We start from the raw sequence: 14,030 nt of genomic DNA on the forward strand, positions 1-14,030 counted from the left end.
GTGCTTCCTGTTCGGATTGGCACATGCCTGTGGCTTCTCGGACGACAGCTTTGCCTTCGATCCCATCACGATGGCGCTGACGGCAATCCCAGCCTTTATCGCGGTCTGGCTGCGTTTGCGCACCGGAAGCCTGCTCCTGCCAGTTCTGCTTCACAATTTCGGCAATTCGCTCTCGTTCATCGTGTGAAGATGTCTTCCCGGAATGACCGCTTCCGGGATCAGCATTCTGCCCGTGAAATGACCGCATTGACGGCGCAAAGCGGTCTTCCAGTTTCCGTGAGTAACGGGGGCCGACGGCCTTGCTCCGATAATCTTCAGAGAATGGGAGGATTCGACTCGTCAATTTCTCGGGGGAAGCACGGGTGAATGAGACCTGCACGCATACTCGTTGACAGAAGTAAATCTGGTTCGGTCCTCCTCACCCAGGCGAAGAATGTCTGCCGCCTTCTCCAGACTTCTATTTATAGGTGTACACGGTCCAGGCGAAGAGTGGCAAACGCCGTACCTCCCTTTTGTCTTCATTTGATGATGGTCCTTCATGGGAATGTCGGCGATCTATGTAGGTTATCACATCAGTTTGCCAGAGAAGTGTTCAGTGTCGTTGGTGAATTTCCGCCTGCGGCGGTTGCGCTCAACGGACTTCGAAGTGAACTTCGAAGTCCGTTGAGCACTCAATATGTGATCGTTCTTTACAACATCGGCAACTATGAGGGCGAGGGTGAGGCAAAACCCTATATAACAGGGGGTTCGGTGTCTGAGAATGTAAACTTTACACTTTTACTACCGTCAACGGGTCTGATCGGCGGGTTCAGCGTTCGAGGAATCCGCCGAGCAGCGCGGCCGTCTCGTCGAGATGGGTCAGCAGGACCAGATGCCCGGCACCGGCCAGCGTCTTCAGCCGTGCCCCCGGAATGGCGGCGGCGAGCAGCTCGGCATTGGCCGGCGGCACGATATGGTCCTCGTCCCCGGTCAGCACCAGCGTCGGGGCGGAAAGGAAGGGCAGGAACGGATAGCTCGTCCATCCAGCCAGCGCCGCGATCTGCTGCATGAACCCGCACGTGCTCGGCGCCATCAGCCGGCTGGCGACCTTCAACTTGCGTAGCGGCCGGGCCGGCGCCGGATCGTACAGCGCCAGCAGATGCTCGTTGAGATAGCGCGCATCCGCGAACCGCTGCGACAAGGCCATGCGGGCAAGGATGGAGAGATCGCCCGGCACCATGAACATGCCGGCAAAGGTGCTTGCCAGAACCAGCCGCCCCGTGCGCGAGGGGTGCTGCAAGGCATATTGCTGCGCGAGCGCGCCACCCCAGGAAAAGCCCATGACATCGGCCCGCCCGATTCCCAGCGTGTCGAGCACGCGGCTCGCGCTCCAGGCCATGGTCAGCGGATTGTAGGGCAGCACCGGATCGGGACTGCGGCCGATGCCCGGCATGTCGAAGGTGATGACGGCGCGGTCGGTCAGCCGTTCGGCCAGTGGGGCGATCGTTTCGATATTGGCTCCGATGCCGTTGAAGAACAACAGCGGCGGGGCGGCGGTATCCTCGTCGAGGCGCCAGGTCGCGGTGCGCAGGCGATGGCCACCGGCCTCGATCAGGTCGATCCGAGCGCCTCGTGCCGGCGGTGTCTGGTGATGCATCGTGTTCGTCTTGCCCCTCGATGCGCCGCCCTAGCACACCGGTTGCGGCAGGCGATAGGGGCGCATGGTCAGGGGGCGCGCTGCGAGGCGGCGATCATGGCGGCGATGTCGACGAACTTCTCCCGCGGCGAGCCTTCGCGCGCGGCGGCGGCTTCTGCGCGTTCGATGGCCTGCCAGTCGCGGAAGGTGACGATGTCGAGCCCGCGCTCCTGCGCCAGAGCGTCCAGCCCCTCGCGGCCCGGCCTGCCTTCGCCGTCGCCGATGTCGGACTTGACGAGATCGATCACGCCGAAGCCGTCCGGGCGGTTGGTGCCGATGGTCCCGGTCGGCCCGCGCTTGGACCAGCCGACGCAGTAGAGGCCCGGCGCGATCCGCCCGTCGACATTGACGAAGCGGCCCTCGCGCTCGTCGAAGGGCACCCCGGGAAGGGCGGCACTGCGATAGCCGATGCAGGTCACGACGAGGTCGGCGGGAATGCGATAGGTCCGCCCCGTCGCAACCGCCCGCCCATCGCTCAGCGCCGTTTCCTCCACCTCCACCGCCGCCACCCGGCCGTTGTCGTCACCGACGAAGCGCAAGGGGCTGGCGAAGAAATCGAAGGCGATGACGATGGGCTTGCCGTCCTCGGTCCGCGCGAATTCGCGCAGCAGCGCCGATGATTTGCGCTGCCCCGGTTCGAGCGCGTCATCCTCGGCCGGCGGGGGCAGGTCGGCGGGATCGACTAGCGGCACCGCCCGTTCCAGGTGCAGCAGCTCGCCCAGTTCCTTGGGCGTCATCTGGCACTGGTGCGGACCGCGCCGGCCGAGGATGGCGATCCGTTCCACCCGGCTCGCGGCCAGCGCGTCGAGGGCGTGCGCGACGATGTCGGACCCTTCGAACTCGGCCGGGGTCTTGGCAAGGATGCGCGCCACGTCGAGCGCGACATTGCCCATGCCGATCACCACCGCGGTCCGGCCATCGAGCGCCGGATCGAGCGTGGCGAAGCCCGGATGGCCGTTGTACCAGCCGACGAAGGCGGCACTGCCGAAGACATTGGCAAGCCCGGCGCCCTCGACCGCCAGTGCGCGATCTTCCGGTGCCCCGGTGGCGAGGATGACCGCGTCGTAGAGGTCGCGCAGTTCGTCCACCGCGATGTCCTCGCCCACCGTCACATTGCCGACGAAGCGGACATTGTCGGCCAGCGCGGTCTGTTCGTAGCGGCGTGCCACGCCCTTGATCGACTGGTGATCGGGCGCGACTCCGGTGCGGATCAGGCCGAAGGGCACCGGCATGCGGTCGATGACGTCGATGCGGGCTTCGTCGCCCCAGGCCCTGGCCGCGGCTTCGGCGGCGTAATAGCCGGCGGGGCCGGACCCCACGATGGCGATATGGCGCAAGGCACGGCTCCTTTTGCTGGGCGTCCGTCATGCGCTGCGATCGCAGTCAGGGCAAGCCGGGCTGCGGAGCGTGCCGGGGAGCATGGTTATTCCTTTGGTAACCCCTTGCGGGTAGGGGGAAGGGTGCCCCGATGCGCGGGCGTTCGTCGTATCAGCATGGGAGACGGGAGAGAAATGACCGGCTTTTTCGCCCGAACCCTGCGCGCTGCGAAGGCGGCAGACGAATCAGCCGATGCGCCGCTCGCCCCCATCGAACACAGCGATCATGCCCGCCGCGTTGAACTGCTCGACAGTTTCGAGAAGGCCGGGCTGGGCTGGTTCTGGGCGACCGATGGGCAGGGGCGCCTGATCTATCTATCCCCCACGGCGGGCGACAAGCTGGGGTGGAGCGTGGCCGACGTCATCGGCAAGCCGCTGACCGATCTGTTCATGCCCGAGCCGGACGAGGATCCGGACCGCAACGAACGCCCGCTGGCGTTTTTGCTCAGCGCGCGCAACTCGATCACGCAGTTGCCGGTGCGGCTGCTCGGCGGGCAGGACGAAGTCTGGTGGGAAATCGCTGGCAAGCCCGAGTTCGACGCCAAGGGGCGCTTCAACGGCTATCGCGGCAGCGCCAAGGACATCACAACCACGCGCGAAACCCAGCGTGATGCGGAGCGCCTGGCCCAGTTCGATTCGCTCACCGGCCTTGCCAACCGCCACCGCATGACCAAGCGGCTGTCGGCGACGCTCAAGGCCTATCGCAATTCCAAGCGCGTGTGCGCGCTGATGATCCTCGATCTGGACCGGTTCAAGCAGGTCAACGACACGCTCGGCCATCCGGCGGGGGACGAACTGCTCAAGCAGGTGGCCGCCCGGCTCGAACGGATCGTCGGCAGCAAGGGCGAGATCGGCCGGCTGGGGGGGGACGAATTTCACATCATGCTCCCCGATGTCGACGATCGCGGCGTCCTGGGCGAGCTCGGCGCGCGGCTGATCCAGATGATTTCGCAGCCCTATTCGATCAACGGCTCGCGGGCGATCATCGGGACGTCTCTGGGGGTGGCGATCGCACCTTACGACGGGCTCGACACCGAAGAGCTGGTCAAGGCCGCCGACCTTGCGCTCTATGCGGCCAAGGGCGGGGGCCGGGGGCAGTACCGCTTCTATTCCAGCGACCTCAAGGACGGCGCCAAGCTGCGCCGCCAGACCGAGGAGGATCTGCGCGACGCGATCGTCAAGGACGAACTGCGGATGTTCTACCAGCCGGTCATCGATGCGCGCACGCACAAGATGATCGCACTCGAGGCGCTCATGCGGTGGGATCATCCGGAACGCGGCAACGTCCCGCCGTCCCAGTTCATCCCGGTGGCCGAGGATATCGGGATCATCAAGCAGATCGGCGACTGGGCGCTGCACGAGGTCTGCCGGCAGGCCAGCGAATGGCCGATGGAACTGCGCATCGCGGTCAACGTCTCGGCGATCCAGTTCGCGCACGACGACTTTCCCCAGACCGTCCATCACGCGCTCCAGGCATCCGGCCTCAAGCCCGACCGGCTCGAGCTGGAAATCACCGAGAGCGTCTTCATGGGGGACAACAACCGCACCCAGCGAATGTTCGAGGAGCTCAAGAAGCTCGGCGTGCGTCTGGCGCTCGACGATTTCGGGACCGGCTATTCCTCGCTCAGCTATTTGCAGACTGCCCCGTTCGACAAGATCAAGATCGATCAGAGCTTCGTGCGCGGCGCGACCGAGGACGGCAACAACAACGCCGCGATCATGAGCGCGATCGTCGGCCTGGCCGAAGCGCTCAGCATGGAGACCGTGGCCGAGGGGGTGGAAACGCATGACGAACTGAAGCTCGTCACCAACCGCGGCGCAACCAGTGTGCAGGGATACATCTTTTCGCGCGCGATCTCGCACGAGGAGGTGCTCGACCGGCTCGAGCGCGGCGATCTCACATACGAGCCCAAGGGGCCGGCCAAGTACCGCGCCGAACGCAAGACCGTGTTTCGGCGGATCGGTCTCATCCACGAGGACCATCGTTACCGCGTAGTCCTGCGCAATATCTCCAAGACCGGCGCGATGGTCGAGGGGCTGCTCGACGTGCCGCTGGGTACCGAGGTGGTGCTCGATCTGGGCGGCGGCCAGCTGGCGGTGGCCACGGTCAGGCGCTCGTTCGTGCACAGCCAGGGGCTGGAGTTCGAGACGCCGCTGATCAGCGACGGGGCCGATGGCCTGTGCACCCGCTACCGCGTCTCGCCCTACGAGATCGAGGCCGCCGGGCGCCCGCTCGCCGCGTTGCCGCAGGATGCCTACAGCCTGATCGCCGGACCCGCGGCGCAGCACAGCCCGCGGCGGTTCCTGCAGGTCGATCCCAAGCCGTCCTCCCGCGCCTGGTAGGTCGAAAATTAAGTCAAAACTAACCATTCAGACCTAGGTTTGGCAGACGCCGCGGGACAGGCAGCAGGCAGCAGGATTAGGAGCGGTGATGGGGGCTATGCCCTTTTCCGAATTGTTCAAGGGACGCCGCCCGGCCGAAGGCGAGGATCGCGGCGCGGCGTCCCGGCCCTTCGCCACGGCCGACAAGCTGGCGATCGTCGAACATCTCGAACAAGCCGGAACCGTCGCCTTCTGGGCCAGCGACGCGGGCGGCAGGCTCGAATATCTGAGCCCCGCGATCACGGCCGAACTGGGCGATGCCGCGGGCCGGATCGTCGGGCAGCCGGTGCAGAAGGTCTTCCTGCCGATCGAAGGCGATTCGGAAGCCCGCTCGCTCGGCCTCAAGCTCGGTACACGCAAGAGCTTCACCAACATCGTCGTCCGGCTGGACGCGCCGGGCGTCGATACGGTGCTTCGCCTGTCGGGACGCCCGTCGCATGACGAGGCCGGCGTCTTCGTCGGTTTCCGCGGCAGCGCGACCGACATCACCGAGGATTTCCGCAGCGAGGAGGAGGCCAATCGCCTCGCCAAGTTCGATTCGCTGACCGGGCTCGCCAACCGCCACCGGATGGCGCAGCGGATCGATTCGACGCTTCACGCCTTCCGCAATGCCGAACGCGCGGCGGCGCTGATGATGATGGACCTCGACCGGTTCAAGCAGGTCAACGACACGCTGGGCCACGCCGCGGGGGACCAGCTGTTGCAGCAGGTGGCCGAACGGCTCCGCGGCGCACTGGGCGGGCGGGGCGAGATCGGCCGGCTTGGCGGTGACGAGTTCCAGATCCTTATCCCCGATGTCGACGATCGCGGCGAACTGGGCGAGATCGCCAAGCGCATCATCGAGATCCTGTCGCAGCCCTATTCGGTCGACGAGGGGCGCTGCATCATCGGCTGTTCGGTCGGCATCGCCATCGCCCCCTACGACGGGGTCGAGCGCGAGGAACTGACGCGGGCAGCGGACCTTGCCCTCTACGCCTCGAAGAACGGCGGGCGCGGGCAGTTCCGGTTCTACGCCGCCGATCTCGAACACGAGGCGCAGCTGCGCAAGCGGATGGAGGACGACCTCGCCCAGGCGATGGACGAGGGGCACTTCAACCTCGAATATCAGCCGGTGGTGGAACTGGCGACCAACCGGGTCGTCGGGCTGGAGGCGCAGTTCTGCTGGCAGGACGAGGAGCGCGGGCGGGTGCCAGCGGAAACCTTCCTGCCGATCGCCGAGGGCAGCCGGCTGATCATTCCGATCGGCGAATGGGGGCTGCGCAAGGCGTGCGAGGATGCGGTGCGCTGGCCCGATCCGATCCGCCTGATCATGACCGTCAGCCCGGTGCAGTTCGAGGCCATCGGCTTTGTCGAACTGATCGAGGCGGTCTTGAAGGACAGCGGGATCGAACCCTCGCGGCTCGAACTGCAACTGCCCGAAAGCGTCCTGCTGGGCGATGCGGCCAAGGTCGAACGCGCGATGGCCGGGCTGTTCCGGCTGGGCGTGCGGCTCACGCTCGACCGGTTCGGTACCGGGCTTTCCTCGCTCAGCTACCTGCGCCGGGCGCCGCTCAACACGCTCAAGATCGGCGCCAATTTCTTCGAGCCGATCCTCGGCAGCGACCTTGGCGACATGGAGATGGTGCGCGCGGTCATCGCGCTGGCCGATGCGATGGGGATGGAAACCGCCGCCAGCGGGGTCCATGCGATGGAACTGATGGAAGAGCTGCGCAGGCTCGGCGTCGATCAGGTCCAGGGCTTCGTCTTTTCTGAACCGCTCAGCGCGGAAAAGGTCGACAGCGAGATCGCGCAGGGCGAATGGTGCATCGCGCCGAGCGAGGCCGGCAGCCAGCGCGCCAACCGCCGCACGGTGTTCCGCCGCGTCGGCCTCATCCACGAGGACTATTATTACGAGGTCACGCTGCGCAACCTCTCGCGCACCGGAGCGATGATCCAGGGGCTGGAGGACGTGCCGACCGGGACCCAGTTCGTGCTCGACTTCGGCGGCGGACAGCTTGCAGTCTGCACGGTCAAGCGCTCGATGGACGATACCCAGGGGCTCGAATTCGAAAGCGAGCTGGTGGATGACGGGGCGGGCGGCCTGTGCACCCGGCACCGCGTCTCGCCCTACGAGCTGGCCTCGGCCGGGGTGCCGCTCCAGGCGCTGCCCGGGGGCAGCTCGCGCCGCGCACTGGGGGTCGCCCCGGCGGGCAATTTCGCCCAGTTCAAGCTTTCCGCCAATGCCCCTGCACAAACCGCGGGGGCGCAGGCCGCCTGAGGCGCGAAAGGCGAATGACAGGGCGGGGCGGCGGCGCTAAGGCGCAGCGCAAATGACCGACCTTTCCAAGATCCGCAATTTCTCCATCATCGCGCATATCGATCACGGCAAGTCCACGCTTGCCGACCGGCTGATCCAGTTCTGCGGCGGTCTGACCGACCGCGAGATGTCCGAGCAGGTGCTCGACAACATGGACATCGAGAAAGAGCGCGGGATCACCATCAAGGCGCAGACCGTCCGGCTGGACTACATCGCCAAGGACGGCGCGACCTACGAGCTCAACCTGATGGACACGCCCGGCCATGTCGACTTCGCCTACGAGGTCAGCCGCAGCCTGGCCGCGTGCGAGGGCGCGTTGCTGGTGGTTGACGCGGCGCAGGGGGTAGAGGCGCAGACGCTCGCCAATGTCTACCAGTCGATCGATCACGATCACGAGATCGTCCCCGTCATCAACAAGATCGACCTCCCCGCCGCCGAGCCCGACAAGGTCCGCCAGGAGATCGAGGACATCATCGGCCTCGACGCCAGCGATGCGGTCCTCACCAGCGCCAAGTCCGGCATCGGCATCGAGGAGACGCTCGAGGCGCTGGTCGCCCGCATCCCGCCGCCCACGGGCGATCGCACCGCGCCGCTAAAGGCCATGCTGGTCGACAGCTGGTACGACCCCTATCTCGGCGTCGTCATCCTCGTGCGGGTGATCGACGGCGTCATCACCCGCGGGCTCAACATCCGCTTCATGCAGGGCGGCACCCAGCACCTGGTCGACCGGGTCGGCTGCTTCACGCCCAAGCGGACCGACCTGCCCGAACTCGGCCCGGGCGAGATCGGCTTCATCACCGCGCAGATCAAGGAGGTGGAGCAGGCCCGCGTGGGCGATACCATCACCACGGTGAAGGGCGGGGCGGTGGAAGCGCTGCCGGGCTACAAGGAAGTGCAGCCGGTGGTGTTCTGCGGCCTCTTCCCGGTCGACGCCGCCGATTTCGAGAAGCTGCGCGAAAGCATCGGCAAGCTGCGCCTCAACGACGCGAGTTTCAGCTACGAGATGGAATCGAGCGCCGCGCTCGGCTTCGGGTTCCGGGCGGGGTTCCTCGGGCTGCTCCACCTCGAAATCATCCAGGAGCGGCTCTCCCGCGAATACGACCTCGACCTCATTACTACCGCGCCGAGCGTGGTGTACCGCGTCCACCTCGGCCACACCAAGACCGAGGACGCGAAGGTCATCGACATTCACAATCCGGCCGACTGGCCGGACGTCAACCGGATCGACATGATCGAGGAGCCGTGGATCAAGGCGGTGATCTACACGCCTGACGAATATCTCGGCCCGATCCTCAAGCTGTGCCAGGATCGCCGCGGCATCCAGACCGACCTCACCTATGTCGGCGGGCGGGCGCAGGTGACCTACGAGCTGCCGCTGAACGAGGTGGTGTTCGACTTCTACGACCGCCTGAAGAGCATCAGCCGCGGCTATGCCAGCTTCGACTACGAGCAGATCGGCCTGCGCGAGGGCGACCTCGTCAAGATGAACATCCTCGTCAACAACGAGCCGGTCGACGCGCTGTCCCTGATCGTCCACCGCAACGTCGCGGAAGATCGCGGCCGCGGCATGTGCGAGCGGCTGAAGGACCTCATCCCCCGCCACCTGTTCAAGATCCCGATCCAGGCCGCGATCGGCGGCAAGATCATCGCCCGCGAAACCATCGCCGCGCTGCGCAAGGACGTGACCGCCAAGTGCTATGGCGGCGACATCACCCGCAAGAAGAAGCTGCTGGAAAAGCAGAAGAAGGGGAAGGCGCGGATGCGGGAGTATGGGAATGTGAGCATCCCGCAGGAGGCGTTTATCGCTGCGTTGCGAATGGGGGAGGAGTGAACGCATTCGGAGAATGCGGGCGCGCCGGGAGGTCGGCGCGGTCGCGCGAAGGCCATTGGCAATATGTCGATCCCGCCGGAGGCGGTTGTTGCTGCGCTGGCAATGGGCGAGGCGTCCAGCAAGACCGCTTTACTCTGGAAGCGGCAGGATGCCTGCAATAATGACACGGATCGGCTCCCTAGCCCTATCACGCACCATGTAAACTTGTAGATAAACCTGCTCCCTTCCCATTTGCGCTAGAAGAGTATCTTGCAATGCAAATTTTGGGGTGTATCCCCTTGCCATACGTAATCTGATTGGCTATAAGATGGGCTATGAGCAAGAAGCCCATCACCACCGCCCAGTTCTTCCGCCTCTTCCCGGACGATGAAACGTGCCTCACGCACCTGTTCAACGTGCGGTTCGGGCAAGGCTATGAGTGCCCCAAGTGCGAGCGCGCTTCCAAGTGGTTCCGTATCAAGGCGGAGCGGGCTTATTCCTGCCAGTGGTGCGGCCACCACCTGCATCCGACCGTTGGCACCCCGTTCGAAAAGACCCGCACCCCGCTCCAGTCGTGGTTCTACGCAATCCACTTGTTCACCACGACGCGCCACGGCGTCAGCGCTAAGGAATTGCAGCGCCAGCTAGGCGTGACCTACAAGACGGCATGGCGCATGGCCGCGCTCATCCGTGAACACATGGCGGACGTTGACGGCGATCGTGCCATCGGCGGACCCGGCACCAACGTGGAAATTGACGAAACTCTCGTGGGCGGCGTGAAGCGCGGCAAGCATAACCGTGGCAGCGCCGCCAAGACGGTGGTTGTGGGCGCGCTAGAGCGCGGTGGCGACATTGTTTGCGAGGTGGTGCCCAACCAGCGCCGCGCCACCCTAGAGCCTTTCGTGACCGCCAACGTCCGCATTGGCGGCAACGTCCACACCGACGAGCTTCGCAGCTATGCCAGCCTCTCGGAAGCCGGTTATCGCCACGCCCGCGTAAACCACGGCGCGATGGAATATGCCTATTACGACTATCGCTTAGCGGAGACGGTTTCGGTCAACGGCATCGAGAATTTCTGGCGGCACCTTAAGTGCTCCATCCAAGGCACTCACACCAGCGTCAGCGCCAAGCACCTTGGCCGCTACGTCAAAGAGTTCGAGTATCGCTTCAATCGTCGCAATCGGGCGGAGACGATGCTGGCGGAGCTTCTTTCGACTTTCCGGCCATTGAACGCAGGGTAGCGTCAAAGCCTTCGACATCGCCGGTATCGCCTTTGCGTTCGGCAATGAACTGATCGAGCTTGCCCTGTTCTATTGCTTCGCGAAGGTTCATTAGCTGCGCCTTTCAATCTTTCCGAACACCCGGATCACCTTCAGAAAACAGAAGAAAGTATAAACGGCGAGCATCGATTGCATAAGGAAAACTGCGAAGCCACCCGAGAACCCGTCCTGCGCCATTTCCCACGGCGAGACCACCATCGGCAGCGCCGCGACAGTCAAAATCAGCGTGAGATAAAGGGTCCGGACAACATACCGGCGGAGCATCTTGAATGCAGGGGAAGGAGCGATTGCCTGGATGAAAGGTTCCGACCTTGAGAGAAAGAAGGCATACACGCCGAAGATGAATGCTCCTTGGATTGATGCCCAATCAAAGACGGCAGAGTAGAACGCACCAAGGTCCCACGCCTTCTCTACGAAGCTCCCGACGATCCGGTCTCTCTGTGAAACAATGCCCACACCGGCGAGACCGGCGGCGATCCATTCAAGCCGATTCCGAACGGGTTTCCAGAGACTACGCCACTCCGGTAAATTCACGGAGATAGCCACGGTGCTGGACATATTTAGACCTCACATAACGGAGACGGCGCGCCTGACCGTCAGCGGGGTCGTTGCGGGGCAGGTCTAAAGTCTCGTGCTCGTTTAGCAGAAATTTGATGAAATTGAAAGCCTCGTCCGACTCAAGCGTGGCACCACTCACCTTGGTAATGCCCTCGATCTCGTCCCTGAAACCGAGCCAGCGCCTGACTGTTTGCACTACGGTGCTCGCGTTTAGGCCACCGTCCGCGCCCTTGCATGATACCGTCACCTCGACAGATGGCGCACCAAACAGACGCCCCATGTTGTCAATTATGTCCTCAAACTCGGTCAGCTCTGTTTCTGCGTTTTCGAAATTGCGCCGACGTGCGACCCTAACTGTCAACTTGGTAGGTGTTTCCCGCTCAAATCGATCCATCGCGTCCGGTCGGAGAATTGGCATATTGCCGATGCGACTGCTTCCATTGAAGTGGTTAAAGTAGTCGCACGCGACCTATGCCGATCTTCAGGTCGAACTGTAAGGCGATGCAGTTCGTTTCTGGATCAAAGCAGAAGGCCGCCGGATGGCCAATCCGATCCACTGGCAATCGGTCGTTGTTCTCGTCCGTCACATGGCCGGGCAGATTGTCAGTCTGAACTCGGGTGAGGTCCCCGAGGAATAGTCCGTCGTCGGTTTCTTCCAGATGCTCAAGCCGGAGCGTTATCGATCCAACGACCTCCTGCTCGCGCTGGGTTTTCGAGAGCCCTGAAATTTGCCGAAGAGTGTCCGCAAGTTGAGGCGCGCCGTCATCAAGATATTGAATCTCGTAAAATCGAATCGTTACGTCACGGTCCATTTGCACCTCCCCTTGCCACAGGAAGGCTAGGCGCAAAACTGCGGGAGTCAATTACCTATGCGAAGGGGATACACCCCCAAATTTTTTATCCGATGGGACGCTGAAACCTAATGGCTGTTCATAATTTCCTAACCGGACTTTACCCCAGCCGGTTTCCTTGTTGTATTGAATGATATTGCCAAGGATGGGAGTGATTTGATCGTCGACCCTCGATGACAGGATTCCTTGTGCCATAGGCTGATTGAGAAACAATACATTCGAGGTCGTGCGGTCGGAGCCACCAATAATTTTGAGCGTGTCCGCACTTCTGCGCAGGGCAGTCGCCATTTCCGAAATTAATGGCGCGGCCATAGAAATGAGTTTCTGTTCTCGTGGGGCATCGATTCTGGCGATTTGCCCACCGACGGCGGCCAATCGGTCTTGCCTCGTAAGCTCACTTATGCGCCGCTCCACCAACTCCGAAGCTTCTGGAAAAATGACCGCCCTTAAGTCAGACTCCTCGATTAGAGCACGAACGATCAGCTCGAGGGTTTCGCTGTCTTGAGGGTTAATTTTGCCAAAGCGTTCACTTATCGCCGGTATCGCATTGAACAGCGCAACGAGGTCGTCGTCATCCGTCTTGGCGATTACCCTCTCGATCAGGTATGCAAGCAGATCGGCTAAGCCTATGTCTAAAAAGCTTCCTTGATCGTTGAGCCCGGACTGAGGAGCTGGGGGCGGCGCATCAGTGTTTATTCGAAAACTACCCTTCGATTGTGATTCTAAAATGATCCCCAAATTAGAAATGTCGGTAATCTTCTGGCGAAAGCGGCCAGAGTTCCTAAATTGCGCGAGTTTTACCAGCAGCCTGGCCGCAGCGTATTGGAATCTGGCAGCCTCGTAGAAATTCATTCTATGCAACTCGGCTAATGCGCCGTCGAACTGAAAGACGATTTTCTCGCTCAAATTTCGATCCCCAAGCCTTCGCCCGCGAATTGACAGCTAAATCACAAAACGGATAGTATCGATCTGAGAAAATCTGGGGATTTTCAGGATATGGGTGGATTAACCTTTGGCGCGATTGGCGCGGCGCTTATTGCAGCAGCGGTCTCGTTGATAGGTCTCGTTCTCGGCAAAGAGCAAAAAACATCGGACTTTCGACAAGAATGGATAAATAAACTTAGAGAAGAAATAGCATCTTACGTTACAAACGTAAGCGCAATATCTGACCAGCTCAATTTTGAATTTGTAGATAAAAACGAGAAGCTGAAATATCTCTCACCGTTTTACGTTTCCATTAATTCCGCAGCAAATTCTATAAAGCTTAGACTGAATCCTGACGAGGTAGAGGCCAAAGCTGTACTTAACGTTATGAATGAAATCGAAAATGCCTCCCTGAGCGACGATAATCTCGCATCTGAAAAGGTACGCAGTCTCGAAGATAAATTAATATTACATTCTCAAAAGCTTTTAAAAAGAGAGTCGAGCAGGGTAAAATCCGGTGAAATTGCTTTCAGGATTGCTAAATATTCTGCCCTCGGTTTGACAATTATGCTTGCGGGAAGCCTTGTTTATCTTGGGTTTGCAACGAATGCCGTCACGGATAACGGCGACGCGGCGAGATCGAATAAAGTAGAGGAATTAGGGTCCGGACCCATAAACGGGATTCACAGCGGCGTTGCAATGTGATTCACCAGCCTCCAGCGAGTGAGGTGTGGTGGATGGCGGATTTCTTCTGGTTTTCGGATGAGCAGTGGGCGCGGATTGAACCGCTTCTGCCGCAGGATACGCGTGGTATGCCGAGGGTCGATGACCGTCGGGTGCTCTCCGGGATTGTCCATGCTCTGAAGAGCGGCGGTCGC

Annotated in this window: 12 protein-coding genes and 1 pseudogene; 7 read left to right on the plus strand and 6 right to left on the minus strand. The window is 62.0% G+C overall.

Translation table 11 applies throughout. From position 1 onward, the window contains the following. Positions 1 to 187 (plus strand): type II CAAX prenyl endopeptidase Rce1 family protein (locus ACHFFA_RS11670; protein ID WP_394271005.1); only part of this gene is annotated, 187 nt, incomplete at its 5' end. A 621-nt stretch (positions 188 to 808) separates the two neighbouring features. Here ACHFFA_RS11670 and ACHFFA_RS11675 read toward each other — a convergent pair. Together ACHFFA_RS11675 and ACHFFA_RS11680 are read right to left on the minus strand one after the other, a co-directional pair. After that, the gene (locus tag ACHFFA_RS11675) at positions 809 to 1,636 is read right to left on the minus strand and encodes an alpha/beta fold hydrolase (protein WP_394271006.1); all 828 of its coding nucleotides are present in this window, start codon (positions 1,634 to 1,636) and stop codon (positions 809 to 811) included. 68 nt (positions 1,637 to 1,704) lie between these two features. Then, on the minus strand, positions 1,705 to 3,012 hold the full coding sequence (locus ACHFFA_RS11680; protein ID WP_394271007.1) for an FAD-dependent oxidoreductase: 1,308 nt from the start codon (positions 3,010 to 3,012) through the stop codon (positions 1,705 to 1,707). A 174-nt stretch (positions 3,013 to 3,186) separates the two neighbouring features. Between ACHFFA_RS11680 and ACHFFA_RS11685 the strand changes: the two genes are divergently transcribed. From ACHFFA_RS11685 to ACHFFA_RS11700, 4 genes and pseudogenes are all read left to right on the plus strand, one after another. After that, positions 3,187 to 5,394 carry a putative bifunctional diguanylate cyclase/phosphodiesterase gene (locus ACHFFA_RS11685; protein ID WP_394271008.1) on the plus strand — a complete coding sequence of 736 codons (2,208 nt, stop codon included), beginning with the start codon at positions 3,187 to 3,189 and terminating at the stop codon, positions 5,392 to 5,394. Between the two features lie 88 nt (positions 5,395 to 5,482). Continuing rightward, positions 5,483 to 7,690, plus strand: coding sequence for a putative bifunctional diguanylate cyclase/phosphodiesterase (locus ACHFFA_RS11690; RefSeq protein WP_394271009.1), 2,208 nt, complete (start codon positions 5,483 to 5,485; stop codon positions 7,688 to 7,690). A gap of 52 nt (positions 7,691 to 7,742) precedes the next feature. After that, positions 7,743 to 9,560 (plus strand): translation elongation factor 4, encoded by a 1,818-nt coding sequence (lepA, locus tag ACHFFA_RS11695; protein ID WP_394271010.1) that lies wholly within the window; start codon positions 7,743 to 7,745, stop codon positions 9,558 to 9,560. Positions 9,561 to 9,874: 314 nt separating this feature from the next. Beyond that, positions 9,875 to 10,711: pseudogene (locus ACHFFA_RS11700) on the plus strand (IS1595 family transposase); the annotation flags it as partial. A 159-nt stretch (positions 10,712 to 10,870) separates the two neighbouring features. On the opposite strand, the gene ACHFFA_RS11705 reads toward ACHFFA_RS11700, so the two are convergent. From ACHFFA_RS11705 to ACHFFA_RS11720, 4 genes are read right to left on the minus strand one after another with little or no spacing between them, the layout of a single operon-like run. After that, positions 10,871 to 11,377 carry a hypothetical protein gene (locus ACHFFA_RS11705; protein WP_394271011.1) on the minus strand — a complete coding sequence of 169 codons (507 nt, stop codon included), beginning with the start codon at positions 11,375 to 11,377 and terminating at the stop codon, positions 10,871 to 10,873. Then, positions 11,331 to 11,795 carry a hypothetical protein gene (locus ACHFFA_RS11710; RefSeq protein WP_394271012.1) on the minus strand — a complete coding sequence of 155 codons (465 nt, stop codon included), beginning with the start codon at positions 11,793 to 11,795 and terminating at the stop codon, positions 11,331 to 11,333. The genes ACHFFA_RS11705 and ACHFFA_RS11710 overlap by 47 nt, the downstream gene beginning before the upstream one ends. Positions 11,796 to 11,826: 31 nt before the next feature. Continuing rightward, positions 11,827 to 12,189, minus strand: coding sequence for a hypothetical protein (locus ACHFFA_RS11715; protein WP_394271013.1), 363 nt, complete (start codon positions 12,187 to 12,189; stop codon positions 11,827 to 11,829). A 51-nt stretch (positions 12,190 to 12,240) separates the two neighbouring features. Beyond that, on the minus strand, positions 12,241 to 13,134 hold the full coding sequence (locus ACHFFA_RS11720; protein ID WP_394271014.1) for a hypothetical protein: 894 nt from the start codon (positions 13,132 to 13,134) through the stop codon (positions 12,241 to 12,243). A gap of 90 nt (positions 13,135 to 13,224) precedes the next feature. Between ACHFFA_RS11720 and ACHFFA_RS11725 the strand changes: the two genes are divergently transcribed. Then, positions 13,225 to 13,857, plus strand: coding sequence for a hypothetical protein (locus tag ACHFFA_RS11725; RefSeq protein ID WP_394271015.1), 633 nt, complete (start codon positions 13,225 to 13,227; stop codon positions 13,855 to 13,857). Positions 13,858 to 13,889: 32 nt separating this feature from the next. Continuing rightward, positions 13,890 to 14,030: transposase (locus tag ACHFFA_RS11730; RefSeq protein WP_394271016.1), on the plus strand; the 141-nt coding region annotated here is incomplete at its 3' end.

Source organism: Qipengyuania sp. (assembly GCF_043423005.1).
In the GTDB taxonomy this organism is placed as follows: domain Bacteria; phylum Pseudomonadota; class Alphaproteobacteria; order Sphingomonadales; family Sphingomonadaceae; genus Qipengyuania.

Excerpts from the sequence above, each read along its gene's own strand:
- ACHFFA_RS11715 (WP_394271013.1), bottom strand. The coding sequence starts at position 12,189 with ATGGACCGTGACGTAACGATTCGATTTTACGAGATTCAATATCTTGAT.
- ACHFFA_RS11690 (WP_394271009.1), top strand. The coding sequence starts at position 5,483 with ATGGGGGCTATGCCCTTTTCCGAATTGTTCAAGGGACGCCGCCCGGCC.
- ACHFFA_RS11675 (WP_394271006.1), bottom strand. The coding sequence starts at position 1,636 with ATGCATCACCAGACACCGCCGGCACGAGGCGCTCGGATCGACCTGATC.
- ACHFFA_RS11710 (WP_394271012.1), bottom strand. The coding sequence starts at position 11,795 with ATGCCAATTCTCCGACCGGACGCGATGGATCGATTTGAGCGGGAAACA.
- ACHFFA_RS11685 (WP_394271008.1), top strand. The coding sequence starts at position 3,187 with ATGACCGGCTTTTTCGCCCGAACCCTGCGCGCTGCGAAGGCGGCAGAC.
- ACHFFA_RS11705 (WP_394271011.1), bottom strand. The coding sequence starts at position 11,377 with ATGTCCAGCACCGTGGCTATCTCCGTGAATTTACCGGAGTGGCGTAGT.
- ACHFFA_RS11725 (WP_394271015.1), top strand. The coding sequence starts at position 13,225 with ATGGGTGGATTAACCTTTGGCGCGATTGGCGCGGCGCTTATTGCAGCA.
- lepA (WP_394271010.1), top strand. The coding sequence starts at position 7,743 with ATGACCGACCTTTCCAAGATCCGCAATTTCTCCATCATCGCGCATATC.